We start from the raw sequence: 25,142 nt of genomic DNA on the forward strand, positions 1-25,142 counted from the left end.
GTTACGGAGGAGGGCGGGGCCGGTCAGCGGCCGATGCCGTAGACGCCTCGGGCGTCGTCACGGATGACCTTGCCGAGCTGGAGCTCGACGACCCTTCGCCGCATCGAGTCCACGATCGAATGGTCGTGGGTGGCCATCAGCACCGTGGTGCCGGTGCGGTTGATCCGCTCCAGCAGCAACATGATGTCCTGGCTGGTGTCGGGGTCCAGGTTCCCGGTCGGCTCGTCGGCGAGCAGCACGAGCGGGCGGTTCACGAACGCGCGGGCGATCGCGACGCGCTGCTGCTCACCACCGGAGAGTTCGTTGGGGAGACGGTCGGCCTTGCCGTCGAGGCCGACGAGTTCGAGCACCTCGGGCACGACCTTGCGGATCGTGGGGCGCGGCTTGCCGATGACTTCGAGCGCGAAGGCGACGTTCTCGGCGACGGTCTTGTTCGACAGCAGACGGAAGTCCTGGAACACGCAGCCGATGGTCTGCCGCAGCCGCGGCACGCGGCGCCGGGCGAGCTTGGCGACGTCGAAGTTGGAGACCATGACGCGACCCTTGCTCGGCACCTCTTCGCGCAGCAGGAGACGCAGGAAGGTCGACTTCCCGGATCCCGAGGGACCGATCAGGAAGACGAACTCGCCTTTGTCGATCTCGACCGACACCCGCTCAAGGGCGGGACGGGTCGAGGTCTTGTAGACCTTGGAAACCTCTTCGAGCCGGATCACGGTTCGGCATACTACCCATGCCCGTCGTTAAGCCCGGGTAGCCCGGTCCCGGCGGCCAAGCGAGCAAGGGACCTTTGCTGTCACTCTCTCCCGGAAAGTGATAGCAAAGGTCCCTTGCTCTCTCACGCAGGGTTGTTACGCGGCTCCGGACTGCTTGCGCCAGCGGATGCCGGCCTCCAGGAAACCGTCGATCTCGCCGTCGAGCACCGACGACGGGTTGCCGACCTCGAATTCGGTCCGCAGGTCCTTGACCATCTGGTACGGGTGCAGCACGTAGGAGCGCATCTGGTTGCCCCAGCTGGAGCCGCCGTCCTTGAGCGCGTCCATCTCGGCGCGCTCCTCCTCCTTCTTCCGCTGCAGCAGCCGCGCCTGGAGGACCTTCATCGCGGCCGCCTTGTTCTGCAGCTGCGACTTCTCGTTCTGACACGAAACGACCACGCCGGTCGGGATGTGGGTGATCCGCACCGCCGAGTCGGTCGTGTTCACGCTCTGGCCACCGGGGCCGGACGAGCGGTACACGTCGACGCGGATGTCCTTCTCGGGAATGTCGACGTGGTCGACCTCCTCGACCTCGGGCATGACCTCGACGTGTGCGAAGGAGGTCTGGCGGCGGCTCTGGTTGTCGAACGGCGAGATGCGCACCAGCCGGTGCGTGCCCTGCTCGACCGAGAGCGTGCCGTAGACGTAGGGCGCGCTCACCTTGAAGGTGGCGGACTTGATGCCCGCTTCCTCGGCGTAGGAGATGTCGTAGACGTCCGTCGGGTAGTTGTGGCGCTCCGCCCACCGCAGGTACATCCGGAGCAACATCTCGGCCCAGTCGGCCGCGTCCACGCCGCCCGCCTCGGACCGGATGGTGACCACGGCGTTGCGCGGGTCGTATTCACCCGACAGCAGGGTGCGGACCTCGAGCCCGTCGATATCCTTGGTGAGCGCCGTCAGCTCGGACTCGGACTCGGCCACGCTGGCGGAGTCGCCCTCGGCCTCGGCCAGTTCGTAGAGGACGCCCAGGTCGTCGAGCCGCTGCCGCAGCTCGGAGATGCGTCGCAGCTCACTCTGCCGGTGGGACAACTGGCTGGTGACCTTCTGCGCCGCTTCGGGGTCGTCCCAGAGGTTCGGGCTGGATGCCTGTTCCTCCAGCTCGGCCACCTGGGCACGCAGCGCATCCAGGTCCATCACCGACTCGATCTGCGTCAGCTTGCCGGCCAGGTCCTTCAGTGCCGCATCGAACTCATCACTCACGTCGGCCAAGGTTACGGCAAAACCCACGACCGGTTGCGGGGAACCGGCCGTGGGCACCTGTCCGGGTCAGGACTGGGGGATGGAATCCAGCAGTTTCAGTGCGGCTTTCGCCTGCGCCTGCGCGAACTCGGCGACGGCCTTGGCGTACGGGCCGTCGGCTGCCTTGGTGGCGGCCTTGGCCTCGTCGAGCTGCTGCGTGTAGCTCGCGCGGGCCGACTCGAGCAGGGCCGAGCGCTGCTTGACCGTCAGCGAACCGGCGTGCACGAGACGCAGGATCAGCGGGCTGCGGAGGTGGTCAGGACCGGCTTCGGAGGTCAGCCACGTCTTGAACGCCTTCTTGCCCGCCGCGGTGATGAGGTACTGCTGGCTCGACCGCGGGCCCTGCTTGCCGAGGCGGACGAGGCCCTCCTTCGACAAGGCGGGGAGCTCGCGGTACACCTGGCTGCGGGTCACGCTGAAGAAGGCGCCGAAACGCTCACCCGCCCCCGCGACCAGTTGCCCGCCCGTGGCGGGACCGTCGTGGAGAAGACCGAGCAGTGCGGCGGCTGTTGCATTCAATTCGGACACGTCCTCTACGGTCCCACTTTTCGGAACCTGTGTCCACTGTGGTCAGCACATCTGTCCATTGTGGCTAGTGATATGCGCTCATTCGGCCCAACACACTACGCCTGTCCACAATGGACCGGACACGCTACGCAACCGGCGACGGCCACGGACAGCGGTACCCGTCCCCCGCCCCGGCCAACGACAGGGAGTGATCGCCGCGCGAACCACGGAATCCCGGAAACGAAGAAGCGCGGATCTGCGATTTCCGCAGATCCGCGCTTCGTTTTCTTCAGTAGCGGGGACAGGATTTGAACCTGCGACCTCTGGGTTATGAGCCCAGCGAGCTACCGAGCTGCTCCACCCCGCGTCGTTGTGTTAATAGATTACATGGGGGTGAAACCGGCTTTCAGGCGGGTACCCCTAACTTCCCGAAGAGCCTTTGACCAGGTGTTATGGCACGACTTTGTCATCGAGCCAGCCGAAGACGCCGTTGAGCACCATGGTCAGCCCGTCGGCGAACCTGCCCTCGATGTCCTCGTCGAACACCCAAGCCGTGGGCGTGACGTCGTAACGCGGGTCCCGTTCGCCCGGAACCGGGTAAACGGCCTGCTCTTCGATGGTGAAACCGATGACGTAGCTGTACACGGTGAACAACGCTCGTCCGGCCAGGTGCAGTTCGAGCCCCGCGTCGACGCGCCCTTGAAACGGATTGTCACCGAGAAGACTGTCGTCGGTCAGGAAAGTCCCGGAGAAGACCTTCGCGCCGTCACGGTAAGCAAGCATCATCCGGCGTAAGGCCCGTGACGCCAGCTCGAGAGCTTCCCGCTCCCCCGTTCCCTCGGGCACACGGCCCGGCATCGCGTCCGCGTACATCCGCGTCGCCATCTCGTCGAGCAGCTCCTGCTTGTTCTTCACGTGCCAGTACAGCGCGGGCGCCTTGACGCCGAGTTCCTGCGCGATCAGGCGGAGCGTCAGCCCGTTGAGCCCGACGTCGTTGAGCAGCCGAAGCCCGGCGCGGACGATGTCCTGCCTGGTCAGACCCACTTTTATCCCTCGTTCCAGCGGAAGCACCTTGACAATTTAACGATGTTAAGGGCACGCTGGCCGCAGGTCAATTTAACGTCGTTAAGGAGTGGTATGAACAACCTGGGGACGGACGTGGTCGTGGCCGGAGCGGGGCCGACGGGGCTGATGCTGGCCCACGAACTCGCGCTCGCCGGCGTCGATGTCGTGGTCCTGGAACGGCATCACGAGCGCACGGGACTGTCGAAGGCGCTGAACCTGCAGCCACGGACCACGGAAATGCTGGAGCTGCGCGGACTTCTGGACGGCGCCGAAGAGCGTTCGTTCGCGACGGTGCAGGACGGGCATTTCGCGATGATCCCGATCGGCTACGACGGCTGGGACACTCGATTTCCTTTCCAGCTGGGGATTCCGCAGGCACAGGTCGAGGCGTACCTGGAGGAACGGCTTGCCGCACAAGGGACAAAGGTGGTCCGCGGCGCAGAAGTAATCGATTTCGTGCAGGAGAAGGACTTCGTCTCTGTTCGGTACCGAACAGACAGTGGCGAGAACCGGCTGCACGCAAAGTTCCTCGTCGGCTGCGACGGCGCTCGAAGTGTTGTACGCAAACGACTCGGCGTGGACTTCCCCGGTGTGGACGGTGAAGGCTTCGGGGTGGTCGCCGACGTCCTGTTCGACAAGATCCCCGCCGGTGCGCAAAAACAGTGGCGAACGATGCGGAACGTCGGCGAGCCGACCGGGGCGACCACGTTCAAAGGCCTGATTCCGCTGGGAGAGCCGGGTCTCTACCGGTTCGTGTACGGCGATCGGGCCTCGCGCCCCAAGGACATCCGGTCCGCCATCTCGCACGACGAAGTCCGGCAGGCCCTGCTCGACTCGTACGGTGAGACGGCGACAGTGTCGGAAATCCGCTGGGCGTCACAATTCTCCGACGCGGCGCGGCAGGCGGAGCGCTACCGCGTCGGGCGGGTACTGCTGGCGGGCGATGCCGCGCACATTCATTTCCCGGCAGGTGGCCAGGGGCTGAACCTGGGTGTGCAGGACGCCATGAACCTGGGTTGGAAGCTCGCCGCGACAGTGCGCGGCTGGGCCGGTGACGACCTGCTCGACACCTACGAGGCCGAGCGGCACCCTGTGGGCGCTCAGGTGCTGCACAACGTCGCAGCTCAGCTGGGGCTGACTCCGCGCTCTCACGAGTCTCGCGCGCTTCGTGCCCTCTTCGGCGACCTTGCGGAGCTGCCCGAGGTGAGCCGGTACCTGTCTGGCATGGTCTCCGGCCTCGGGATCCGCTACACGACGCACGGGACGTCGCATCCCGCGCTCGGGTCGCGGCTCACCGACCAGGACGTCCCCACCGAAGCCGGCCCGCTGCGTCCCAGCACCCTGTTCCGCGACGGCGGCTTCGTGCTTCTGACGACCACTCAGGCCCACGTCGATACCGCCCGGGCTCACGCGTACTCACCCCGTCTGACCACCCAGCTGGTCACGACCCTGCCGTGGCCCTCGACGGATGCCGTCCTGTACCGCCCCGATGGCTATGCCTGCTGGGTCGCCCCCACCCCCACGCGATAGCAAAGGTCCCCGCTCCCCCACCGGCGATAGCAAAGGTCCCCCGCTCCCCGCGGTGGTAGCAAAGGTCCCCCGCTCCCCCGCCCCCGGCACCTCGGGCACCCACCCGACCGACGCCCGGGGGGTCCAGGGGGCGGAGCCCTCCTGGCGGGGGTCCGGGGGTTCGACCCCCGGGGCAAATACGAAAGAGGCCCGCGTCTGCGTTTTCCGCAGACACGGGCCTCCTACCTCTGTAGCGGGGACAGGATTTGAACCTGCGACCTCTGGGTTATGAGCCCAGCGAGCTACCGAGCTGCTCCACCCCGCGTCGTGACACCTACCTTACGCCTGCGTTTCGAGCAGACGCAAAGCAGGTGCCCTTTAGGTAAGCGACGTCACCCTCCGGGCTGGCCGGAGGTCGGGGGCGCACCGGACGCCGGCGGGCTGGCCTTGGCCGACTCGTAGGCCTTGGAGGCGGCTTCGAGCGCGGCCAGGGCGGCGCCCTGGTCGGCGTAGTTCCCGGATTGCTGGGCGGCGCGGAACTTGACCCAGGCGTCGTGCATGTCGCCCGCGGCCTTGTCGAGCGCCGGGTTTCCGCTGGAGGGCGGCTGCGGCGTCGTCGTGCCCGGCGGCGGAGGCGTCGTGGGTCCGGGGGTGCCGCCGGTCTGCGGCGGTGTGACCCCGGAGCCTGTGCCCGCGCCGAAGACCTGGTCGAGCGCTTCGTTCAGCGTCGGCGCGAACCCGATCTTGGTGCCGTAGGAGACCAGGACCCGCGCCAGCTGCGGATAGCTCAGCTGGTTCCGTTGCCGGATGTAGACCGGTTCCACGTAGAGGAAGCCGTTGGCGACGGGCAGCGTGATCAGGTTCCCGTAGGTGACGGTGACGTTCGGGTTGTTGAACAGCGTCCGGTCCTGCGCGACCCGTGGGTCACTTTGGAATCTGTTCTGGACCTGGACGGGACCGTCCACCTGGGTGGATCCGCTGGCGCCTGTCGGCAGTCTGAGGACGCGCATCTTCCCGTAGTCCTCGGGATCCGAAGACACCGACATCCAGGCCGCCAGATACTGCCGTTGGAGACCGGTCAGCGAACTGGTGAGCTGGAACCGCGACTTGGTGTCGCCCGGCGCGGTGGCCAGGACGTAGTAGCCGGGCTGGTTGGCGATCCCGGATGCGGACGCGTTCACGCCGCCTTCCTGCGTCGGATCCTGCGGAACGCTCCAGAAGGCCTGCTGGGCGTAGAACTCCGCGGGGTTGTTCACGTGGTACTTCGACAGGAGTTCCCGCTGCACCTTGAAGAGGTCTTCGGGGTAGCGGAAGTGGGACCGCAGGTCCGGCGAGATCTCACTGCTCGGCTTGACCAGCCCCGGGAAGACCTGCTTCCAGGCGTTGAGCACCGGCTCGTTGTCCTCGACGCCGTACAGGGTCACGGTGCCGTCGAACGCGTCGACGGTGGCCTTGACCGAGTTGCGGATGTAGTTGATCGAGGAGTTCGCCTGGCGGGTGGTGCCGCTGAGCGAGTCGTTGGTCGCCTGGCCGAGCTGGGTCTGCTGGGCGTACGGGAAGTTGTTCATCGTCGTGTAGCCGTCGACGATCCACTTGATCTTGCCGTCGACGACCGCCGGGTACGGGTCGCCGTCGAGCGTCAGCCACGGGGCGATCTTGGCGACCCGGTCGCGCGGTTCGCGGTTGAACATGATCTTCGATCCGTCGCCGATGGCGTCGGAGAAGAGGATGTTGCGCTCTCCGTACTCGGCGGCGAAAACGAGGCGGTTGAACCAGTTGTCGATCGGCACGCCGCCGGAACCCTTGTAGATGTAGGCACGGTCGACGGCGGTGTCGTACTCGCCGGGCGCCTGCCCCGCCTTGCCGCCGACGATCGCGTACGCGGCGTCGGTCGCAAGCTCGCCGTAGTAGATGCGGGGCTCGTCCACCTTGATGCCCGGCTTGCTCGCGTCGGTCGACCCCGCGCCCGACGGGTTCTGGGTGTCGCTGGTGGTGGCGATCGGGTAGCCGCCGTCGGAGTTGGCGTCCTTCAGCGCGCGGTCGATCGTGTTGGCCGGCGCGGCGACGAAGCCGTTTCCGTGCGTGTAGACGAGGTGCTTGTTGATCCAGTTCGTCTGGTTGCCGGTGAGACCCTCGGTCTTGATCTCCTTGGCCGCGACGATGTAGTCCTGCGTGACCCCGTTGAGGGTGTAGCGGTCGATGTCCAGCTTGGACGGGAAGCCGTAGAAGTTCTCACGGCCGACGCGCTGGGTGAACGTGTCGCTGAGGACGTTCGGGTCGAGGAGCCGGATGTTCGGGACGGTCCCCTTGTCCGCCTTGATCTCCGCGGAGGTCGCCTCGGACTTGCCGGTGTAGTCCTTGTACTCGACGTTGGTCAGGCCGAACGCCTGACGGGTCGCGTCCATGTTGCGCTGGATCGACGCGGATTCCTTCTCGTTCGCGTTGGGACGCACCGAGAACTGGTCGAGCACCGCGGGCCACGCGACACCGACGAGCACGTTCGACAGGATCAGCAGCACCAGCGCGATCGCGGGCAGCTGCAGGTTGCGGAGGAACGCGCCGGCGAAGAACGCGACGGCGCAGATCACCGAGATGCACAGAAGGATCAGCTTCGCGGGCAAGACGGCGTTCAGGTCGGTGTAGGTCGCACCGACGAACAGCGGTGCCCCGCGATCCGAGAGCAGCAGGTTGTAGCGGTCGAAGAAGTACTCGACCGCCTTCAGCAGCACGAAGATGCCGATGGTGATGGCGAGCTGCGCGCGGGTCGGGCCGGCGAGCTGACCGCCCTTACCCGCGAGCCGGATGCCACCGAAGATGTAGTGCGAGATCAGCGCGCCGAAGAACGCGATGACGACCGAGATGAACAGCCAGCCCAGAAGCCAGTTGTAGAACGGCAGGTCGAAGGCGTAGAAGCCGACGTCGTTGCCGAACTCGGGGTCGGTCTGCCCGAACCGGGTGCCGTTCAGGAACAGCTGCACGACCTGCCAGTCGCTCTGCGCGGACGCGCCGGCGATGAGCCCGGTGAGCACCGGGATGCCGATACCGAACAGGCGGATCCGGCCGACGATCGCCGACCGGTAGCGCGCGAGCGGGTCGTCGTTGCCGGAAATCGGCACGAAGACGGGCCTGGACCGGTACGCGATCATCAAACTGATCGCGAGCGCTCCGCCCACCAGGAGCCCTACGGCGAAGAACAAGATCACACGAGTGATCAACACCGTGCTGAACACCGTGCGGGCGCCGACCTCGCCGAACCACAACCAGTCGACGTAGGTGTCCAGCAGTCTCGCGCCCAGCAGGAGGGCCACAATGACTACGGCGGCGATGATGAGCAGTATCCGGCTGCGCCGGGACAGCTTCGGCAGGCTCACGGGGGGCCGAGTGGCCACTGCACACGCTCCTGGTTTGGTGAACTTTTCGCGGGGGCGCGCGTCCGCGTGCGTCCCCTGATGCTCTAACTCTACGGATGCCGTCGGAAGTTCCCGGAACCCGCCCAAACCGGACTCGGAAGGCCGCTGCCCGGGCCGCCTGGAACGATGTGCCAATGGCACCGAGTGAGCAGCAGGGCGTGGCCGGCCTGGCCCGCGAAGTCGAGGAGTTCGTCGCCTCCGGAGGATGGGATCAGCCGCCGCAGTTGTTCGCGCTGGTCCCGACCGCGGCGCTGCTGGACGAGCAGCCCGAACTGGCCGGTCAGCTCGACGCGTCGGCCCCGCTGACGCCGGTCGCTCAGGAGGCTCTGCCCGACGGTGACCTCGGTGAAGCGCTGGCGCAGATCGCATGGCCCGATCTGGTGCTGGGCTGCGCGCTCGCGCAGGAGATCATCGTGCTGCCGCCGGACGCCGAGGCCGAGCTTCCCGTCGTGCCCGAGACCGACGCCGAACGCCTGCGTCAAGCTGCCGCCGACCACCCGCGCCGGACCGAAGCCCGCCTCGTCGCGGCTGTGCTGCGGGATGGTGCCGGAGCGTGCGTTATGCGGCTTCGCGGTGCCGGGCAGCCCTCCGAACCCGATGACGTCCCCGTCGACGAGATCATCGAGAACCCGGAGCTGGCGCCCAACCTGCTCGAAGCCCTGAAGGCCACCCTGCTGCCCTGACCTGCGAAAAGAGAGCAAGGGACCTTTGCTACCGCCTGCCCAGGTACGCGGCGAGCGATAGCAAAGGTCCCTTGCTCTCCTCAGCCAAATCCGTGAGGCGGTAGCAAAGGTCCCTTGCTCCCCCGGCGGTCAGCAGGAGGCGGTCGGCCTACCCGCCTTGAGGTTGTCGAGCTGCGTGATCGCCTCGTCCAGGGTGGACACCTTGATCAGGTTCAGCCCTTCGGGCGCGGCGGTCTTCGCCTCGGCGCAGTTGTGCGCGGGCACGAGGAAGTCGGTGGCGCCGGCCTCGCGAGCGCCGACCACCTTGAACGAGATGCCGCCGATCGCGCCGACGTCACCCTTCTCGGAGATCTCGCCGGTCCCGGCGATGTGCCTGCCACCGGCGAGGTCGCCGGGCTCCATCTTGTCGACGATCGCAAGCGCGAACATCAGACCCGCCGAAGGACCGCCGACGTCCTGCAGCGAGATCTTCACGTCGAAGGGGACGTCAGCACGGTCCACCGCGGTCAGGCCCATGAAGCCCTCCGGCCCATCGGGCCGCTGCGCGAGCGTGAGCGGCACGGTGCGTTCGGCCTGACCGTCGGATTTGAAGGTGATCTGGACCGTCTGCCCGGGCTTCGTCCCGTTCAGGGCGGCCCGCACCTCGGTCGCCTCGGTGACCGTCTTCCCGTTGACCACCAGAAGCCGGTCGCCGGGAGCGAGCACCTTGTCCGCGGGACTGCCGGAGACGATCGTCTTCGCGAGCACCTTCACCGGGAACTTGCGGCGCAACGCGGCGACCTGGGCGGCGGTCTGCGAGTCCTGCAGCTGCTGGATGTTCTCCTGGCGAACCTGCTCGTTGGTTTCACCCGGCTTGAAATATTCCTCGCGCGGCGCCAGCGCGTACCGGCCGCTCGCCCAGAGCCCGAGCGCGTTGAACAACGTGATGCCGCCATCGCGCAGGGAGACCGTCGTCATCCGCAGCTCGCCGGAGGTCTGGAAGACCTCGTGCCCGTTGACCTGGATCACGGACTGTCCGGCGGCGTCCTTGCCGAGCGTGTCGTAAGTCGGCCCGGGGCTGATCGCCACATACGGCACCGGGATGAAGAACCCGACCAGCGCGAAGACGACGAACAGCACACCGCTGACCAGCAGCGTCCAACCGCGCCGGGTCAGCCGCCGTTCGGAGCGGTCCTGGTCACCCGCGGAGCCCGCACGGCTCCGCGCTCCTGTGGTCTCCTCCGAGGGCTCTGTCACGCGTGACAGCGTACGGTGACCGTGTTCGCTTCTCGGTGAAGGCCACGCTCATCACTCCACTTGACGAGCTGTGAAACCCGGGACCCGCGTACGGTGGTGCCATGAGCAAACCCCCGTTCGGCTTCGGACCGCCCGATCCCGACAAACGAGGCGAGAACGAGCCGTCGGACTCCGGCGGCCAGCCCTCCGGCGCCGAGGCCTTCAATCAGCTCGGTCAGATGCTCAGCCAGCTGGGCCAGATGCTCAGCCAGGCCGGCAGCTCGACCGGGCCGGTCAACTATGACCTGGCGAAACAGATCGCGTTGCAGAACCTGAGCAGCAGCGGCAGCACCGACGTCCAGCTCGGCTTTTCGTCGTCCAGCGGCGGCGACTCGAGCACGGCCGTCCGTGACGCCGCCCACCTGGCGGAGCTGTGGCTCGACGCAGCGACGATCCTGCCCGCCGGAGCCACGACCACGGTCGCCTGGTCCGCGCGTAACTGGGTCGAGAAGACCCTGCCCACCTGGCAGCGCCTCTGCGACCCGGTGGCCCAGCAGGTCTCGGGCGCGTGGGTCCAGGCCCTGCCCGAGGAGGCCAAACAGGCCGCCGGCCCGCTTCTCTCGATGATGGGGCAGATGGGCGGGATGGCCTTCGGCTCCCAGCTCGGTAACGCTCTGGCTCAGTTGGCTTCCGAAGTGCTCACCTCCAGCGAGGTCGGTCTCCCGCTCGGCCCCGCGGCCACCTCCGCGCTGCTGCCGGCGAACATCGAGAAGTTCACCGAGGGCCTGGAGCTGCCGACCAGTGAGGTGCTGGTCTTCATCGCCGCACGCGAGGCCGCCCACCAGCGGCTGTTCGCCCACGTCCCCTGGCTTCGGCAGCGCCTCTTGGCCACCGTCGAGGAGTTCGCGAGCGGGATCTCCGTCGACACGTCGGCGCTGGAGCAGCTCGCGGGCCAGATCGACCCGTCGAACCCGGCCAGCATCGAAGAGGCCATGTCCTCCGGCCTTCTCGAGCCGCAGACCTCGCCCGAGCAGAAGGCGGCCCTGAACCGCCTGGAGACCCTGCTCGCGCTGGTCGAAGGCTGGGTCGACGTCGTGGTGGCCGAGGCCATCGGCGACCGGCTTCCGGGCGCGGACGCGCTCCGGGAGACGCTGCGCCGCCGCCGGGCCACGGGTGGCCCCGCCGAGCAGACCTTCGCCACCTTGGTCGGGCTGGAGCTCCGGCCCAGGCGGATGCGGGCGGCCTCCTCGCTGTGGAAGCTCGTCGGCGACCAGCACGGCATCGAGAAGCGGGACGGCCTCTGGTCCCACCCCGACCTGATGCCGACCGCCGACGACCTCGACGAGCCGCTCGACTTCTCCGAACGCCTCGGCGACGGCGAGTCGACACTCGAAGGCATCGACCCGATCGCCGAGATCGAGCGCACCGAACGCGAGAAGAACAAGCCCAAGGGCGACGAAGAAGAGAACTGAGGCACGTCAGTCCTCCGCCGCGATGCCCCATCCGGCGGCGGAGGACAGACCCTCCAGGTAGCCGATGGCGCGTTCGGTCTTCGGGTAACGGCGAACGAGCTCCCAGAAGGCCGCGTTGTGCCCTGGCTCCTTCAAATGCGCGAGTTCGTGCACGAGGACGTAGTCCAGCACCCATGCCGGCACCCGGCGCAGACGATCACTGACCCTGATCGTCGCGTCGACCGGTGTGCAGGACGCCCACCTCGTCCTCATCGGCGGTACCCAGCGAACGCTCGCGGGTATCGCCTTTCCGTCCAGATACTTCGCCGAGAGCACGGCGCAGCGCGCCAGCAGCGCCTCGTCCGACGCCTTGGGCGGCGCGGCCTGCCGCGGGCCTTTGCGCAGCAGCTTGCGCTGCATCTCGGCAACCCAGTGCTTCTCCTCGGCCCGGGTCATCCGGGCAGGGATCAGCACGACGAGGGTGTCCTCGTCCCAGTACGCGGTGACGGTCCGGTGGCGGCGTTGGCTACGCCGTACCTCGACCTTGTGTTCGGGAGTGTCCGACGGATTCGTCGTGTCCCGGCCCCTCAATGAGGGCGTCCGTGCTTCGACCACTCGACCACGGTAAGGCCAGTCACCGACAACTCCGAGAGCCGAAAGGTCACAGCCTCCAGTTGTCCACAACGGGGTCAACCTGTGGATAACTCCCGTTTTTCCGGGCGGGTGGACGGCAGCCGGGTGCGATCCTGCGATCATGAACCTGCGCGAACCGGACCTGCGATCGATCATCCTGCCCGCCTTTCCCACCCTGCTTCCGGGGCTGGATGTGCTGGAACGGGGAAACGGCGAGATCCAGATCGGCCTCGACCCCGCACACGCCGTGGTGATCGCCGGCGTCGCCACCGAGGTGGCCGAAGCCCTCCGCGGGCTGGACGGGAAACAGGCCGCGGACGACATCGTGCTCGCGCAGAGCGAACACGACGAACAGCTGCGCGACCTGATGACGGACCTGACGGCCCGAGGTCTCGTGACGGATGCGGGCCAGTCCGACCGGCAACCGAGACCGAGGGCCGAGACAGGGCTCTGGTCGCTTCGTGCCCGCCACCATCAAACGGCCATGACGGCCCGCCGCAAACGGTCCGCGGTGGCGATCCACGGCGACGGCAGGCTGGCGGTGGCCATCGCCGTCCTGCTCGCCAACGGCGGAGTCGGGCACATCGACGTCCGGGCTTCGGGCACGGTTCTCGAAGCCGACCTGGGCTCGGGCTACACCGAAGCCGAAATCGGCTTGCCGCGCCGCGACGCGATGGCGCAAGTCGTGCGCCGCGCCAGGGCGAGCACCGTGACAACGCGGCTCTACTCGGACCGCCGGCCGGAACTCGCCCTGCTCACCGACGCCGTGGTGCCCGCTCCCGAAGTGGTGGACGAACTCGTCCGCGACGGAATCAACCACCTGCCGGTCCGCGTCCGGGACGGGGTCGGCATCGTGGGACCTTTGGTGGTGCCCGGCCGCAGCAGCTGCCTGCGCTGCGCCGACCTGCACCGGGCGGGCCGCGACGAGTCCTGGCCGAGGGTGGCGAGCCAGCTCGTCGGCCGGGTGCAGCGAGCCGATCTCGGCTCCGTTCAGGCCTGCGCCGCGCTCGCCGCCGCGCAGGCGCTCAGGCTCCTGTCCCCGAGCGATCAGGCGCCGCCCGCGTGGAACGCTACGCTGGAGATCGACTTCTTCGACGGCAAGATCCGGCATCGCGACTGGCCGCCGCACACCGCCTGCGGATGCGGCGCTCGTTGATACGGCGAGCGACGTAGCCCACACGCACACCCTCAACAGGCTGCGCGGGCGCAGTGAATCAAGGCAGAATCGCGAAGGTGACCGACTCCCGCAACGCCGAGGACCGTGAAGCCGCCATCCCCCGCAACGGGGCCGCGCGAACGGCGAAGCTGGCCAGTATCCCGCTCGGCATAGCGGGGCGGGCGGTCGGCGGCTGGGGCAGGCGCCTGACCGGGCAAAGCGCCGACGAGGTCAACGCGACCCTGTCCGCCAAGGCGGCGGAGCAGCTCTTCGAGGTCCTCGGCACGCTCAAGGGCGGCGCGATGAAGTTCGGCCAGGCGCTGAGCGTCTTCGAGGCCGCGGTGCCGGACGAGATGGCGAAGCCCTATCGCGAGGCCTTGACGAAGCTTCAGGCCGCCGCGCCGCCCATGCCCACCCGGCAGACCCATCGGGTCCTCGCCGAGCAGCTGGGGCGCACCTGGCAGCAGCGGTTCGCGGCCTTCGACGACGAGCCGGCCGCTTCGGCGAGCATCGGCCAGGTCCACCGCGCGACCTGGCACGACGGCCGCGAAGTCGCCGTCAAGGTGCAATATCCGGGAGCCGACGACGCCTTGCGGAGCGATCTCCGGCAGCTCCAGCGTTTCAGCAGGTTGTTCCAGGCGTTCGTGCCGGGGACCGAGGTGAAGCCGCTCCTGGCGGAGCTCGCCGAGCGGATGAACGAAGAGCTCGACTACCAGGCCGAAGCGCAGAACCAGCGTGCTTTCGTCAAGGCGTTCGAGGGGGTGCCCGGGTTCCTGATCCCCCGCGTGGTCGCCAGCGCGCCGAAGGTCGTCGTCACCGAGTGGGCCACCGGCACTCCGCTGTCGAAGATCATCGCCGGCGGCGACAAGGAGACACGAGACCGCGCCGGCCGCCTGCTCACCGAATTCCACTACTCGTCGCCGGAACGAGCCCGGCTCCTGCATTCGGACCCGCATCCGGGCAACTTCATGCTGACCGCCGACGGCAGGCTGTGCGTCATCGACTTCGGCGGGGTGTCCCGGCTGCCCGAGGGGATCCCGCAGCACCTCGGCGAGATGACCAGGCTGGCGCTCGACGGCGAGTCCGCGAAGCTGATGCGGCTGCTCAGGGAGTCCGGCTTCATCCGGGGCGACGCGGATCTGCGGGCCGACGACGTGCTCGCCTACCTGGCACCGTTCACCGAACCGCTGGCGGGCGACACGTTTCACTTCACCCGCCGTTGGATGCAACGACAGGCGGGCCGGGTCGGCGACACCCGCGGCCGCGACTTCCGGATCGGCCGTTCCCTCAACCTGCCGCCCGAGTACCTGATGATCCACCGGGTGACCGCCGGATCGACCGGCATCCTGTGTCAGCTCGACGCCGAGATCCCCGCCCGCGCGATCGTCGAACGGTGGCAGCCGGGCTTCGCGGCCTGAGAAGTTATCCACAGGGAACGGTGCGACTGAGCCCAAAACCGGTCCGCTCGGGCGAGTTGTCCACAAGTTGATGGAAGTGGTTCCACCCGGTCGGCCCAGCGGCCATCCTCGAATCATGACCACTACACGAAGCGCCCGTCTCATGGCGCTCAGTAACACCAGCGAATCCGGGATCATCACCAGCCGCGAGCTGCGGCAGGCGGGCGTCACCGCGCGCCACGCCGCGAAGCTCTGCGGCCCGGGTGGTCCTTGGCGAAGGCTGATGCCGGGCGTCATCCTGTTGCGCGACTCCGCGCCCACCCGGCTTCAGCTACTACAAGCTGCTGTCGCGCGGTTCGGTCCGGAGGTCGTCGTGACAGGCGCCGACGCGCTACGCGCACGAGGTGTCGGCTGCCCGCTGACACGGGAGGTCCATCTCCTCGTCCCCGACTACCGGCGCGTGCCGGCGGAACCGGGCATGCTGCCACGAAGAACCACGCGGATGCCGTCGCCGACCATGATCGACGGCGTCCCGTTCGCCCCGGCGGCCCGGGCGGCGCTCGATCTCGCCCGACTGGAACTCGACCCCATGCGAATCGACGAGCTGATCTCGCTGCCGCTGTATTGGGGGCTGTGCACGCTCGACGAACTCAGCGAGGAGCTCGATTCCGGTAACCGGAGAGGTTCGGCGGCGGTGCGCGCGGCTCTGCGACGCGTCGACCCCGAAGAGACGTACGCGCATGGGCTGGCGAAGAAGGTCCTCAGCGGCTGCCCGCTGCCCTCGCCGTCGTGGAACACGACGCTCTGCGACAGACGAGGGCGCCCCATCGGCACCGCCGACGCCTGGTGGGACGACATCGGCATGGCGTGGCAATTCCGGCCCCCGAAACAGGGCGCCGCGAACTTCCACCCGCTGGCGCTGACCGCGACCGGGACCGTATTGGTCCGCTGCACGATCGACCAGCTGAAGAAGGTCCCGCTGGAAGTCGCGGCAGAGCTCGTCAGGGCGTACGGCGAAGCGACGCGGACGCCGAGGCCGAAGGTCCGCACGATCGGCCGGATCGACGCCGCCTGAGGCTCACCAGTACTCGTCCGGCAGCTTTCCTTCGATGTCACGGGTGTGGCGGCGAGCGCAGGCGGGGCACATCCAGCGCACGACGTTCTTCTCCCGGGTGGAAACCCAGGCGAGTGTCTGCGCTGGCTCCTCGTCGCCACCGCGGATGCGGCCGCACAACGAGCAAGTGATCTGCTCACTCACGATCGACGTCCACAATGGATGGTCTTCGCCCCTTGGAGGAACAGATCCCGGCGAGCGCCAAGGAAGGCCGGGTTCGCCGGATCCACCAGCGCGGCCGCGGTCTCGTGGTCGTCATCGTCGAGCCGGTCGCCCGCGACCTCGTTCAGCCAGGTCACCCGCTCGATGACGAACTCGCGTAGCAGTTCCGGGCCGGGCGCCGGGTGGTGGATGAGCACCCCGAAGGAATCGACGTCGACGAGGCCGGCTCGCTGCAGCGCGATGTTCCAGCCGTAGGGCATGGAAACCGAGTCGGGGATTCCTGCCCGCATCTCGGCGAACCACTCGCCGCGCGCGGCGAGCAGCCTCTCCTCGAGCCCCGGGCGGCCGATGCCGAGATCCCAGGGGAGGCAGTTGAAGTCCAGGCCGCCCTCGGAGATGGCGACCAGCCCGCCGGGACGGGCGAGCTGGGCGAGGTTGTCGATGGCCGCCTGCTGATCGGGCAGGTGGTGGACCACGCGGGAAGCCCAGACCAGATCGGCGGCGGGGAGCTTGCCGGGCAACCCCTCGTCGGCCACGTCGGCGTGGACCGTCTCGACGACGGCCCTGTCCCCAGCAGCCGCGCTCACGGTTCGGTGCGCTTCGGCGAGTAGCTGTTCGGTCGCGTCGACCAGCACGATCTTGGCGCTGGCGGCGGAGAGCTCCTCGGCGAAGAGCACACTCATCCCGCCTGCGCCGCAGCCGACGTCGAGGATGGTCAGCTCGTCCGGCATCCCCTGCAGCAGCCGCCGAGCCGCCGCCCGCATCGGCTCGGCGTCAAGTGCTTCGGCCATGCGAAGCGAACGAAGCCGATCGGACCAGTCGATGTCGTCATGCGTGTGTACGGCCATTCCTCAAGTGAACACCACGCCGAGCCGCGCCACGTCCCAAAAGGGGAGCGGGGGACCTTTGCTATCGCGGCGCGGTAGCAAAGGTCCCCCGCTCCCCCTGAGTGGTCAGGCCTGGAAACGCTCAGCTCGCCGGGTCGCCCACCGGGCGACCTTGGTCCACCTGCGCGCGGCGCGTGGGCCGCTTCGAGCCCGCTGCGCGCGGACTCCCTCCTCGAGGTCTCGTATTCGGGCCCTGGACAGTTCTTCATAAAGCAACATTTCGCTGGTCTCCTCGACCTTGATCTCGTTCAATTCGGTCGGCGCGTGAGTTCCCGTCCGCGCCTCGTAATCCCTGGTGGTGATGAGTTCGACGGTCATGCCGCGGCGCTCCGCTCGACCTTGCCCGCGACCGGGCGAGCCTCGGCGGCGGGCTCGACGACCGCGTTCTTGCGGGGACGGCCACGAGGCCGCTTCCGCGCGACGACGACGCCGCGCTCGAAGATTTCGCCACCCCAGACGCCCCACGGCTCACGCCGCGAAAGGGCGCCCGCAAGGCAGGCGGAACGGACCGGGCAGTCCGCGCAGAACGCCTTCGCTCGCTCGAGCTCTGCCGGCGACTCGGCGAACCACAGGTCCGCGTCGCCCGAACGGCAGGGAAGCATCGACTCGGGCGAGTCGATGGCGTCGAGCAGGTCGACGACGCCTGCGTCGGCGAAGGGCAGGGCCTCCCCCGGCGCGAAAGCTATGGCCGATGACATAAGTGCACTCCTCTGTGCCGTAACGGATTTCGTACTCACGGTGGAACTGGACAACGCTGAACCCTAATTAGGTTGTGCAGCCAACTTGTTTGTGCAGCAAAAAACACGAAGGCCGCGGATCCGGTAACCGGTTCCGCGGCCTTCGTGAGCCTCTGGTCCTGACTAGGTCAGGAACTTCGCTCCCGTTGGTACAACGGAACACGGAACTGCTTGATGACCGGCAGATCGACGCCACCGTTCACGTACGCCCCACCAAAGGCGGCAGCGTGCGTGAAGGTCTCGTCGGCGGTGACCCAGCGCCGGTTGAGACGCTGAGTGCCGCGGGCGGCAAGGATGCTCACGGGCATGAAGATGCCCTGGCGCTGTGCCTGCGGGACTTCCGCGACGCAGGACAGACGGGTGCCAGGGTTCGTGAGCTTCATGTTGATCCTCATTTCACTGACACCACCTTTCTCTGTCGCGCGCGAGCCGCCCTGCGGTCTACGCTGTGTTGTAGATGTTCTTCCCCAGGCCGGGCGCTTCCCGCCCGGTACCTGCAGGTTATTGCCCCCGGCCGCGCCAGGGCAACTTATTTTCCAGAAAATCCGTCGAAGTTGCGAAGATCGGCTCTGAGCAGCAGGTTCGCCGCGTGGATCAAGCCTGGGACGCGGTCAAGTCTCCACCGAGGCCCGCACGACGTCGAGAACCTCCGCTCCGAAGCGCTCGAGCTTCGTCGCTCCGATCCCGGAGATGGCACACAACGCCGTGTCATCGGTAGGGCGCTGCTCGGCGATGGCGACGAGCGTCGCGTCCGTGAAAACGACGAAGGCCGGCACCTTGAGTTCCCGCGAGCGCTCCCCACGCCAGGATTTCAGCTTCTCGAGCAGCTGCTCGTCCACGTTGGACGGGCACCGGGAACACCGGCCGAGCTTGATGTCCAGTGTCTCCAGCAGCGGCCCGCCGCACACGCGGCACCGGGCCTTGTTACCGGCCTGCTTCGGCTGCTGCGATCGGGCGACCCTCGCGGCCGGATGATCTTCGGGGATGAGGCCGTAGAGGAACCTGCTGCGTCGCCGATTACGGCGATTGCCCGACGTCCTGGCCAGTGCCCACGACAGCGACAAGTGCACTCGAGCTCGTGTGACGCCGACATAGAAGAGGCGGCGCTCTTCTTCGATTGCCGCGTCGTCGCCGTCGGCGTGGAGGATCGGCATGGTCCCCTCGGCGAGCCCCACGAGGAACACGGCATCCCATTCGAGACCTTTCGCCGCGTGAAGCGAGGCCAGGGTGATGCCCTCCACCGTCGGTGGATGCTGCGCTGTCGCCCGCTGTTCGAGCTCCGCCACGAATCGAGGAAGATCCGCGTCTTCGACCGTGGAAGCCAGTTCCTCGGCCAGCTCGACGATCGAAAGAAGCGCGTCCCACCGCTCTTTCGCCGCGCCTCCGGCAGGAGGCTGGTCGGTGAGCCCCACTTTCGCGAGGACCGAGCGGACACGGGTCACCAGCTCGCCGGTGTAAGCGTCGGTCGACGCCATCCGCAGCGCGGACATGGCCTGCCGGACCTCGGCCCTGGCGAAGAACCGCTCGCCGCCGCGAACCAGGTACGGGATGCCCATTTCCGCCAGAGCCTGCTCGTAGGCCTCGGACTGGGCGTTGACGCGGTAAAGCACCGCGATCTCGCTGGCCGCCACTCCGCTGTCGAGCAGGTCACGGATCCTGCGCGCGACAGCCGCGGCCTCGGCGGTCTCGTCGTCATACTCCGCGAACCGCGGGGCGGGCCCGGAAGGACGCTGGCCGATCAGCTTCAACCTCGACCCCGCTGGACGGCCGCGCGCGGCACCGATCACTTGATTGGCGAGAGCCACGACTTCCGGCGTCGACCGATAGTCCCGTTCGAGCCGCACGACCGTCGCCTCGGGGAACCTCCGCGTGAACTCCAGGAGCGGCCGGGGAGAAGCACCACCGAACGAATAGATGGTCTGGTTGGCATCACCGACGACGGTCAAATCGTCACGGCCGCCGAGCCAGGCGTCGAGCAGCCGCTGCTGAAGCGGGGTGACGTCCTGATACTCGTCGACGACGAAGCAGCGATAACGCTCGCGGAACTCCTGGGCCACCACCGTGTGCTCCTCGAGGACCGCCGTGGTGTGCAGGAGCAGGTCGTCGAAGTCGAGGACCTGCGCGGCGTTCTTGACCTTCTCGTAGTTGCGGTAGACCTCCGCGACCTGCGAGGCGGGCGCCGGTGTGTCCCGCTGTGTCCGTGCGGCTACCGCGGGATAGTCGTCCGGCGATACCAAAGAGGCCTTGCTCCACTCGATCTCACTGGCGAGGTCGCGCAGCAGTTCCGTCTCGGTGCCGAGGCCGGCCTTGTTGGCGGCTTGGCTGATGTAGCGGAACTTGTTCTCGAGCAGCTCCCAAGGCCGGTCCCCGACGACCTGAGGCCAGAAATATCGCAACTGGCGGCGGGCGGCGGCGTGGAACGTGAGCGCCTGGGCGGCGTCCACACCCAACCCCCGGAGACGAGTGCGCATCTCCCCCGCGGCGCGGGTCGTGAAGGTGACGGCGAGGACCTGACCAGCGGCGACGTGGCCGGAACGGACCAGGTGGGCGATGCGGTGGGTGATCGTCCGGGTCTTGCCGGTCCCTGCTCCTGCGAGGACACAGACCGGCCCCCTCGGCGCGCAAGCGGCGGCGCGTTGCTCGGGATCGAGCCCATCGAGCAGGCCTGGACGACTCTTCGGGGACGATGCGCTAACCACGTCCCGATCCTCGCAGAGTGCCCGCCGGGTTCGGCGCAGGGCACGCAGCCGTATCCTGGTCACATGGCGGGAAAGCAGGACAAGGAAGCAGCGAAGCTGGCCAAGAAGGAGAAGCGTGCCGCGAGCAAGGCTCGCCGCGGGCAGATCTTCGAAGCCTTCAAGATGCAGCGCAAGGAAGACAAGGCGCTCATCCCCTGGATGGTCGGATCGCTCCTGGTCATCACCGGTGTCGTGTTCGGCATCGGGTTCATCTTCGACGTCCACTGGGTCTTGCTGCCGCTGGGCATCCTGCTCGGTGCGCTCGCCGCTGTGATCATCTTCGGCAGGCGCGTCCAGAAGACCGTGTACTCGAAGGCCGACGGGCAGCCGGGCGCCGCGGCGTGGGCGCTCGAGAACATGCGAGGCCGCTGGAAGGTGACGCCGACCGTGGCGGCCACCACCCAGCTCGACGCCGTGCACCGAGTTCTCGGTGGTCCGGGTGTCGTGCTCGTCGCCGAGGGTGCGCCGCACCGCGTGAAGTCCCTGCTCGCGCAGGAGAAGAAGCGCGTGTCCCGCTTGATCGGTGAGACACCGATCTACAACGTGATCATCGGCAACGAAGACCAGCAGGTGCCGCTGAAGAAGCTTCAGAGCCACCTGATGAAGCTGCCGCGCAACCTCAAGCCCGCCCAGGTCGACGCGCTGGAAGCGAAGCTGGCCGCACTCGGCAGCCGCGGTGCCGCCATGCCGAAGGGCCCGATGCCCGCCGGCGCGAAAATGCGCAACGTCCAGCGCACCATCCGTCGCCGCTGACGAAACGAGGATCAGGGGTCCTTTGCTACCGCCGCGTGCGATAGCAAAGGACCCCTGATTCGTCTCCGGCCGAAAATTGTCGGTGGGTGGTCGCATGATCACTGTGTGAACGGAACCTCAAGCGCCCGGCAGAAGGCGCTGGCAGCGATGTTCCCGGACGGCGTGGCCGCCCGGGCGAAACTTGTCGCCCTCGGACACTCCCACTCAGCGATCTCGCGACGTTGTCGCGAAGGCGGCCCTTGGCGCCGCCCGATTCCCGGCGTCATCCTCCTGACCAATGCCACGCCGACCAGGCACCAGCTCCTGAAGGTCGCGCTGACCCACGCGGGGCCGGAGGCGATGCTCACCGGAGTACCGGCCGCGAGGCTGTACGGGGTCCGAAGACTCCCGCCAGAAAGACGGGCGCACACCTTGATCCCACACCGGAGCAAGGTCGCCACCTGGGGATTCGCGGTCGTAGAACGAACGATCCACCTACCGGAGCCGGTGGAGATCGATGGGTTGCCTGTCGCTCCGCTAGCCCGAGCTCTCATCGACGCGGCTCGACGTATGGACGAACTCCAGTCGGTGCGGGCGATGATCCACGACGCGGTCCATCGTGGGCTCTGCACTCCAGAAGAACTTCGAGACGAGCTGGCCCAGGCCAGCACGATCGGCTCCGCGCTCCCTCGAATAGTCGTCAACGCCCTTCAGGACGGCGTCGACTCTGCCGTCGAGCAGTGGCTGGAATCTGCAGTCGAGCGCAGCGGCTTGCCCCAGCCCGTGTGGAAGGCAGAGCTACGGACTCCCGACGGGGTGGTTGTCGGCATCGCTGATGCCTGGTGGCCGCGGGTCGGCGTCGCACTGCAAGTCCGCCACAACGAGGTCGCTCTCGGACCGGACAAGGTGGCCGAGATGCCAGCCCTCGTCGCTCCAGGCCTCATCGTCGTACAGGTGAGTCCGGGGCGGCTACGTGACGAGCCGCTGGTGGTGATCCAAGAGCTGCGAGCGGCCCACCGCCGGGCCCGACAACGACCGCCTCCAGATCTCGGAAGCGTCCCTGCGGCTCCTGCGGCCTGACCATTGCCGGTCCGGCTGCCGGCTTCTTCCGGCGAGAGCAAAGGTCCCTTGCTCCCACCAGCGGTCATCGCATGCGGATTACAACGGTTCCGGTCAGTCGGTCGAGCCAGCTTCGTCCGTCGATGTTGCGGATCGCGGCTGGAATGATCACGAAGGTCAGCGCCCCTCGCACGACGGCACGCCACACACCGACCATTTGCGCGCCGTCGAGCCTGGCGACGCGGATTCCGACCACTGCCATACCGGGGGTGAACCCGAAGAAGGCCGCGGGAATGACCGTGATCGCCGCCCAGACGCCGACCGACCAGAGGTTGAAGGTCTGCATGACGGCCGGGTCCTGCAGGCTAGGCGTCACGAAGAGGGCGGTGACCAGCGAGGCGAGGACCAGGTCGATGAGCAGCCCGAGAAGGCGCGCGCCGCCGCCCGCTACCGAGCCGACACCCGACTGAGGCAAGCCGAGTCGCTCACCACGCCACCGCTGCGTACCCTCGCCACCGGCCGTCGTCTCATCGCCGGCTCCGGGCAGCCATTCTCCGGTCCATCTCGCCACCCATCCAGGGTATGCCGGTGGCGCGGGCCACATTCGCCCTGGTCGACTACCCGATATCGCCGCCCCGTTAACACCGGCGAAACATACGGGTGACGGTCGGGCAACACCGCGCTCTTAGCGTGAGCCGAAGAGAGTACTGCCGCCGGCAACGAACGAGAAGGAGTCACCGAGGGTGCCCACTACTCCAGACGACATTCAGCGCCTTATCGCCGACGAGAACGTAGAGGTCGTCGACGTCAGGTTCTGCGACCTGCCCGGCGTTATGCAGCACTTCACCGTTCCGGCGAAGGCGTTCAACGAAGAAGCCTACGAAGAAGGCCTCGCCTTCGACGGCTCCTCGGTGCGTGGTTTCCAGTCGATCCACGAATCCGACATGCTGCTCCTCCCGGACCCCGAGACTGCGCGTATCGACCCGTTCCGCAAGGCGAAGACGCTCTCGCTGAACTTCTTCGTGCACGACCCGTTCACCCGTGAGGCGTACAGCCGCGACCCGCGCAACATCGCGCGCAAGGCCGAGCAGTACATCTCCGAGTACGGCGTCGCGGACAACGTGTTCTTCGGCCCCGAGGCCGAGTTCTACATCTTCGACTCGATCCGGTTCGACTCGGCCGAGCACGCCTCGTTCCACGAGATCGACTCCGTCGAGGGCTGGTGGAACACCGGCGCCGACGTGCCGGGCGGCAACCAGGGTTACAAGACGAAGTTCAAGGGCGGCTACTTCCCCGTTCCGCCGGTCGACCATTTCGCCGACCTGCGCGACGAGATCGTTCGTAACCTGCAGGGCTCCGGTTTCGAGATCGAGCGCGCGCACCACGAGGTGGGCACCGCCGGCCAGACCGAGATCAACTACAAGTTCAACACGCTGCTGCACGCCGCGGACGACCTGCAGCTGTTCAAGTACATCGTGAAGAACACCGTGTTCGCCGCCGGCAAGACCGCGACCTTCATGCCGAAGCCGCTCGCCGGTGACAACGGCTCGGGCATGCACTGCCACCAGTCGCTGTGGAAGGACGGCACGCCGCTGTTCCACGACGAGTCGGGGTACGCGGGCCTGTCCGACACCGCCCGCCACTACATCGGCGGTCTGCTCAAGCACGCACCGAGCCTGCTGGCCTTCACCAACCCGACCGTCAACTCGTACCACCGGCTCGTGCCCGGCTTCGAGGCCCCGGTCAGCCTGGTGTACTCGCAGCGGAACCGGTCGGCTTGTGTCCGTATCCCCATCACGGGGAACAACCCGAAGGCCAAGCGTGCCGAGTTCCGGTGCCCGGACTCGTCCGGCAACCCGTACCTCGCGTTCTCGGCGATGATGATGGCCGGTCTCGATGGCATCAAGAACAAGATCGAGCCGCCGGAGCCCATCGACAAGGACCTCTACGAGCTTCCGCCGGAGGAGGCCCAGAACGTCAAGCTCGTTCCGGGCGACCTCGGTGCGGTTCTCGACACGCTGGAAGCCGACCACGACTACCTGCTCGAGGGTGGCGTGTTCACCCCCGACGTGATCGAAACGTGGATCTCCTACAAGCGTGAGAACGAGATCGACCCGCTGCGGCTGCGCCCGCACCCGTACGAGTTCTCGCTGTACTACGACGTGTGATCGTGCGGTAGGAAACACCAAGAGCACGCCGGTGGTGAGGTGCGGAATCGCCCTCACCACCGGCGTTTCTTGTTTGGACTAGGTAGTACGGCTACTCCGAAGTGGAAAGAACCTTCAGGTCGACGCCCGCTCGCTCGATCCGGCCACGCGGGTCGTCCACCAGTTTGCGTCGCTCGAGATCCATCAACCCCAGCGTGCACGTGATTTCCGCTGAAAGGGTGCCGTCGACCTTGTAGATGTTCGAGTCCATATGGAAGGTCTTGCCGGTGCCGAATTTGGCGTCGCAGGTCACGTCGACGACGTCGCCCGCCCGAAGCTCGCGCCGGAAGACGATGTGGGATTCGAGCAGCACGAAGGCAAGATTCGCATCACGCATGCCCGCGTTGAGGCCGCCGGCGAGTTCCATCAGCTCAAGTCTGGAGACCTCGCCATACGAGTGATAAACCGCATGGTTGAGGTGGCCGAGGGTGTCCAGCTCGTAATGACGCACCTTGATCCGGGTGCGAAATGGCTCGCGCACAGTCACCG

General features: G+C 67.3%; 24 protein-coding genes and 2 tRNA genes. 9 read left to right on the top strand and 17 right to left on the bottom strand.

Features of this window, described 5'->3' with window-relative positions:
* Positions 1–23 precede the first annotated feature (23 nt).
* The 5 genes from ftsE to H4W30_RS34810 all read right to left on the bottom strand — a co-directional run bounded on the left by ftsE (position 24) and on the right by H4W30_RS34810 (position 3,542).
* Positions 24–713, bottom strand: coding sequence for a cell division ATP-binding protein FtsE (gene ftsE, locus H4W30_RS34790; RefSeq protein ID WP_005168409.1), 690 nt, complete (start codon positions 711–713; stop codon positions 24–26).
* A 135-nt stretch (positions 714–848) separates the two neighbouring features.
* Positions 849–1,952: a peptide chain release factor 2 gene (gene prfB / locus H4W30_RS34795; RefSeq protein WP_037345950.1), complete on the bottom strand. Its 1,104-nt coding sequence runs from the start codon at positions 1,950–1,952 to the stop codon at positions 849–851.
* Positions 1,953–2,018: 66 nt separating this feature from the next.
* Complete coding sequence (locus H4W30_RS34800) at positions 2,019–2,519, bottom strand: PadR family transcriptional regulator (RefSeq protein WP_034322153.1); 501 nt, start codon at positions 2,517–2,519, stop codon at positions 2,019–2,021.
* Positions 2,520–2,791: 272 nt separating this feature from the next.
* Positions 2,792–2,865, bottom strand: a tRNA-Met gene (locus H4W30_RS34805).
* Between the two features lie 83 nt (positions 2,866–2,948).
* On the bottom strand, positions 2,949–3,542 hold the full coding sequence (locus H4W30_RS34810; RefSeq protein ID WP_192746444.1) for a TetR family transcriptional regulator: 594 nt from the start codon (positions 3,540–3,542) through the stop codon (positions 2,949–2,951).
* A gap of 93 nt (positions 3,543–3,635) precedes the next feature.
* Here H4W30_RS34810 and H4W30_RS34815 point away from each other — a divergent pair, with 93 nt between their 5' ends.
* Positions 3,636–5,093: an FAD-dependent monooxygenase gene (locus H4W30_RS34815; protein WP_192746911.1), complete on the top strand. Its 1,458-nt coding sequence runs from the start codon at positions 3,636–3,638 to the stop codon at positions 5,091–5,093.
* 230 nt (positions 5,094–5,323) lie between these two features.
* On the opposite strand, the gene H4W30_RS34820 is transcribed toward H4W30_RS34815, so the two are convergent.
* Positions 5,324–5,397 (bottom strand) — tRNA-Met (locus H4W30_RS34820).
* Between the two features lie 67 nt (positions 5,398–5,464).
* Complete coding sequence (locus H4W30_RS34825) at positions 5,465–8,461, bottom strand: UPF0182 family protein (protein ID WP_318780719.1); 2,997 nt, start codon at positions 8,459–8,461, stop codon at positions 5,465–5,467.
* 155 nt (positions 8,462–8,616) lie between these two features.
* Between H4W30_RS34825 and H4W30_RS34830 the strand changes: the two genes are divergently transcribed.
* Positions 8,617–9,165, top strand: coding sequence for a PPA1309 family protein (locus H4W30_RS34830; RefSeq protein WP_192746445.1), 549 nt, complete (start codon positions 8,617–8,619; stop codon positions 9,163–9,165).
* A 129-nt stretch (positions 9,166–9,294) separates the two neighbouring features.
* On the opposite strand, the gene H4W30_RS34835 is transcribed toward H4W30_RS34830, so the two are convergent.
* A complete protein-coding gene (locus H4W30_RS34835; protein WP_192746913.1) occupies positions 9,295–10,299 on the bottom strand; it encodes a YlbL family protein in 1,005 nt (334 codons plus the stop codon).
* Between the two features lie 203 nt (positions 10,300–10,502).
* Between H4W30_RS34835 and H4W30_RS34840 the strand changes: the two genes are divergently transcribed.
* The gene (locus tag H4W30_RS34840; protein WP_192746446.1) at positions 10,503–11,852 is read left to right on the top strand and encodes a zinc-dependent metalloprotease; all 1,350 of its coding nucleotides are present in this window, start codon (positions 10,503–10,505) and stop codon (positions 11,850–11,852) included.
* A 6-nt stretch (positions 11,853–11,858) separates the two neighbouring features.
* On the opposite strand, the gene H4W30_RS34845 is transcribed toward H4W30_RS34840, so the two are convergent.
* On the bottom strand, positions 11,859–12,422 hold the full coding sequence (locus H4W30_RS34845; RefSeq protein WP_007033866.1) for a M48 metallopeptidase family protein: 564 nt from the start codon (positions 12,420–12,422) through the stop codon (positions 11,859–11,861).
* A gap of 163 nt (positions 12,423–12,585) precedes the next feature.
* Here H4W30_RS34845 and H4W30_RS34850 point away from each other — a divergent pair, with 163 nt between their 5' ends.
* From H4W30_RS34850 to H4W30_RS34860, 3 genes are all read left to right on the top strand, one after another.
* On the top strand, positions 12,586–13,620 hold the full coding sequence (locus tag H4W30_RS34850) for a hypothetical protein (protein ID WP_192746447.1): 1,035 nt from the start codon (positions 12,586–12,588) through the stop codon (positions 13,618–13,620).
* A 77-nt stretch (positions 13,621–13,697) separates the two neighbouring features.
* Positions 13,698–15,038, top strand: coding sequence for an ABC1 kinase family protein (locus tag H4W30_RS34855; RefSeq protein WP_192746448.1), 1,341 nt, complete (start codon positions 13,698–13,700; stop codon positions 15,036–15,038).
* Between the two features lie 142 nt (positions 15,039–15,180).
* Complete coding sequence (locus H4W30_RS34860; RefSeq protein WP_192746914.1) at positions 15,181–16,092, top strand: hypothetical protein; 912 nt, start codon at positions 15,181–15,183, stop codon at positions 16,090–16,092.
* 3 nt (positions 16,093–16,095) lie between these two features.
* Here the strand turns inward: H4W30_RS34860 and H4W30_RS34865 are convergent, their stop codons facing one another.
* The 6 genes from H4W30_RS34865 to H4W30_RS34890 form a co-directional block, all read right to left on the bottom strand.
* Entirely contained in the window at positions 16,096–16,278 is a 183-nt protein-coding gene (locus tag H4W30_RS34865; protein WP_378234879.1) for a hypothetical protein, read from the bottom strand.
* Positions 16,272–17,141, bottom strand: coding sequence for a class I SAM-dependent methyltransferase (locus tag H4W30_RS34870; protein ID WP_192746450.1), 870 nt, complete (start codon positions 17,139–17,141; stop codon positions 16,272–16,274). Before H4W30_RS34870 ends, H4W30_RS34865 begins: the two co-directional genes overlap by 7 nt.
* Positions 17,142–17,246: 105 nt before the next feature.
* Positions 17,247–17,498: a hypothetical protein gene (locus tag H4W30_RS34875; RefSeq protein WP_126737722.1), complete on the bottom strand. Its 252-nt coding sequence runs from the start codon at positions 17,496–17,498 to the stop codon at positions 17,247–17,249.
* Positions 17,495–17,878: a WhiB family transcriptional regulator gene (locus H4W30_RS34880; protein WP_126737721.1), complete on the bottom strand. Its 384-nt coding sequence runs from the start codon at positions 17,876–17,878 to the stop codon at positions 17,495–17,497. The genes H4W30_RS34875 and H4W30_RS34880 overlap by 4 nt, the downstream gene beginning before the upstream one ends.
* Positions 17,879–18,045: 167 nt before the next feature.
* Positions 18,046–18,312, bottom strand: a complete 267-nt coding sequence (locus H4W30_RS34885; RefSeq protein WP_192746451.1) for a hypothetical protein — start codon at positions 18,310–18,312, stop codon at positions 18,046–18,048.
* Positions 18,313–18,528: 216 nt separating this feature from the next.
* Positions 18,529–20,616 carry an ATP-dependent DNA helicase UvrD2 gene (locus H4W30_RS34890; protein WP_192746452.1) on the bottom strand — a complete coding sequence of 696 codons (2,088 nt, stop codon included), beginning with the start codon at positions 20,614–20,616 and terminating at the stop codon, positions 18,529–18,531.
* A 63-nt stretch (positions 20,617–20,679) separates the two neighbouring features.
* On the opposite strand from H4W30_RS34890, the gene H4W30_RS34895 reads away from it, so the two are divergent.
* Together H4W30_RS34895 and H4W30_RS34900 are read left to right on the top strand one after the other, a co-directional pair.
* Entirely contained in the window at positions 20,680–21,408 is a 729-nt protein-coding gene (locus H4W30_RS34895; RefSeq protein WP_192746453.1) for a DUF4191 domain-containing protein, read from the top strand.
* 105 nt (positions 21,409–21,513) lie between these two features.
* Positions 21,514–22,467: a hypothetical protein gene (locus H4W30_RS34900; RefSeq protein WP_192746454.1), complete on the top strand. Its 954-nt coding sequence runs from the start codon at positions 21,514–21,516 to the stop codon at positions 22,465–22,467.
* Positions 22,468–22,531: 64 nt separating this feature from the next.
* On the opposite strand, the gene H4W30_RS34905 is transcribed toward H4W30_RS34900, so the two are convergent.
* Entirely contained in the window at positions 22,532–23,017 is a 486-nt protein-coding gene (locus tag H4W30_RS34905; protein WP_185927434.1) for an RDD family protein, read from the bottom strand.
* A gap of 172 nt (positions 23,018–23,189) precedes the next feature.
* On the opposite strand from H4W30_RS34905, the gene glnA reads away from it, so the two are divergent.
* A complete protein-coding gene (gene glnA / locus H4W30_RS34910; protein ID WP_007033879.1) occupies positions 23,190–24,614 on the top strand; it encodes a type I glutamate--ammonia ligase in 1,425 nt (474 codons plus the stop codon).
* A gap of 91 nt (positions 24,615–24,705) precedes the next feature.
* Here glnA and H4W30_RS34915 read toward each other — a convergent pair whose 3' ends face one another.
* Positions 24,706–25,140 carry an acyl-CoA thioesterase gene (locus tag H4W30_RS34915; RefSeq protein ID WP_044856402.1) on the bottom strand — a complete coding sequence of 145 codons (435 nt, stop codon included), beginning with the start codon at positions 25,138–25,140 and terminating at the stop codon, positions 24,706–24,708.
* Positions 25,141–25,142 lie beyond the last annotated feature (2 nt).

Source organism: Amycolatopsis roodepoortensis, from assembly GCF_014873915.1.
GTDB lineage: Bacteria > Actinomycetota > Actinomycetes > Mycobacteriales > Pseudonocardiaceae > Amycolatopsis > Amycolatopsis roodepoortensis.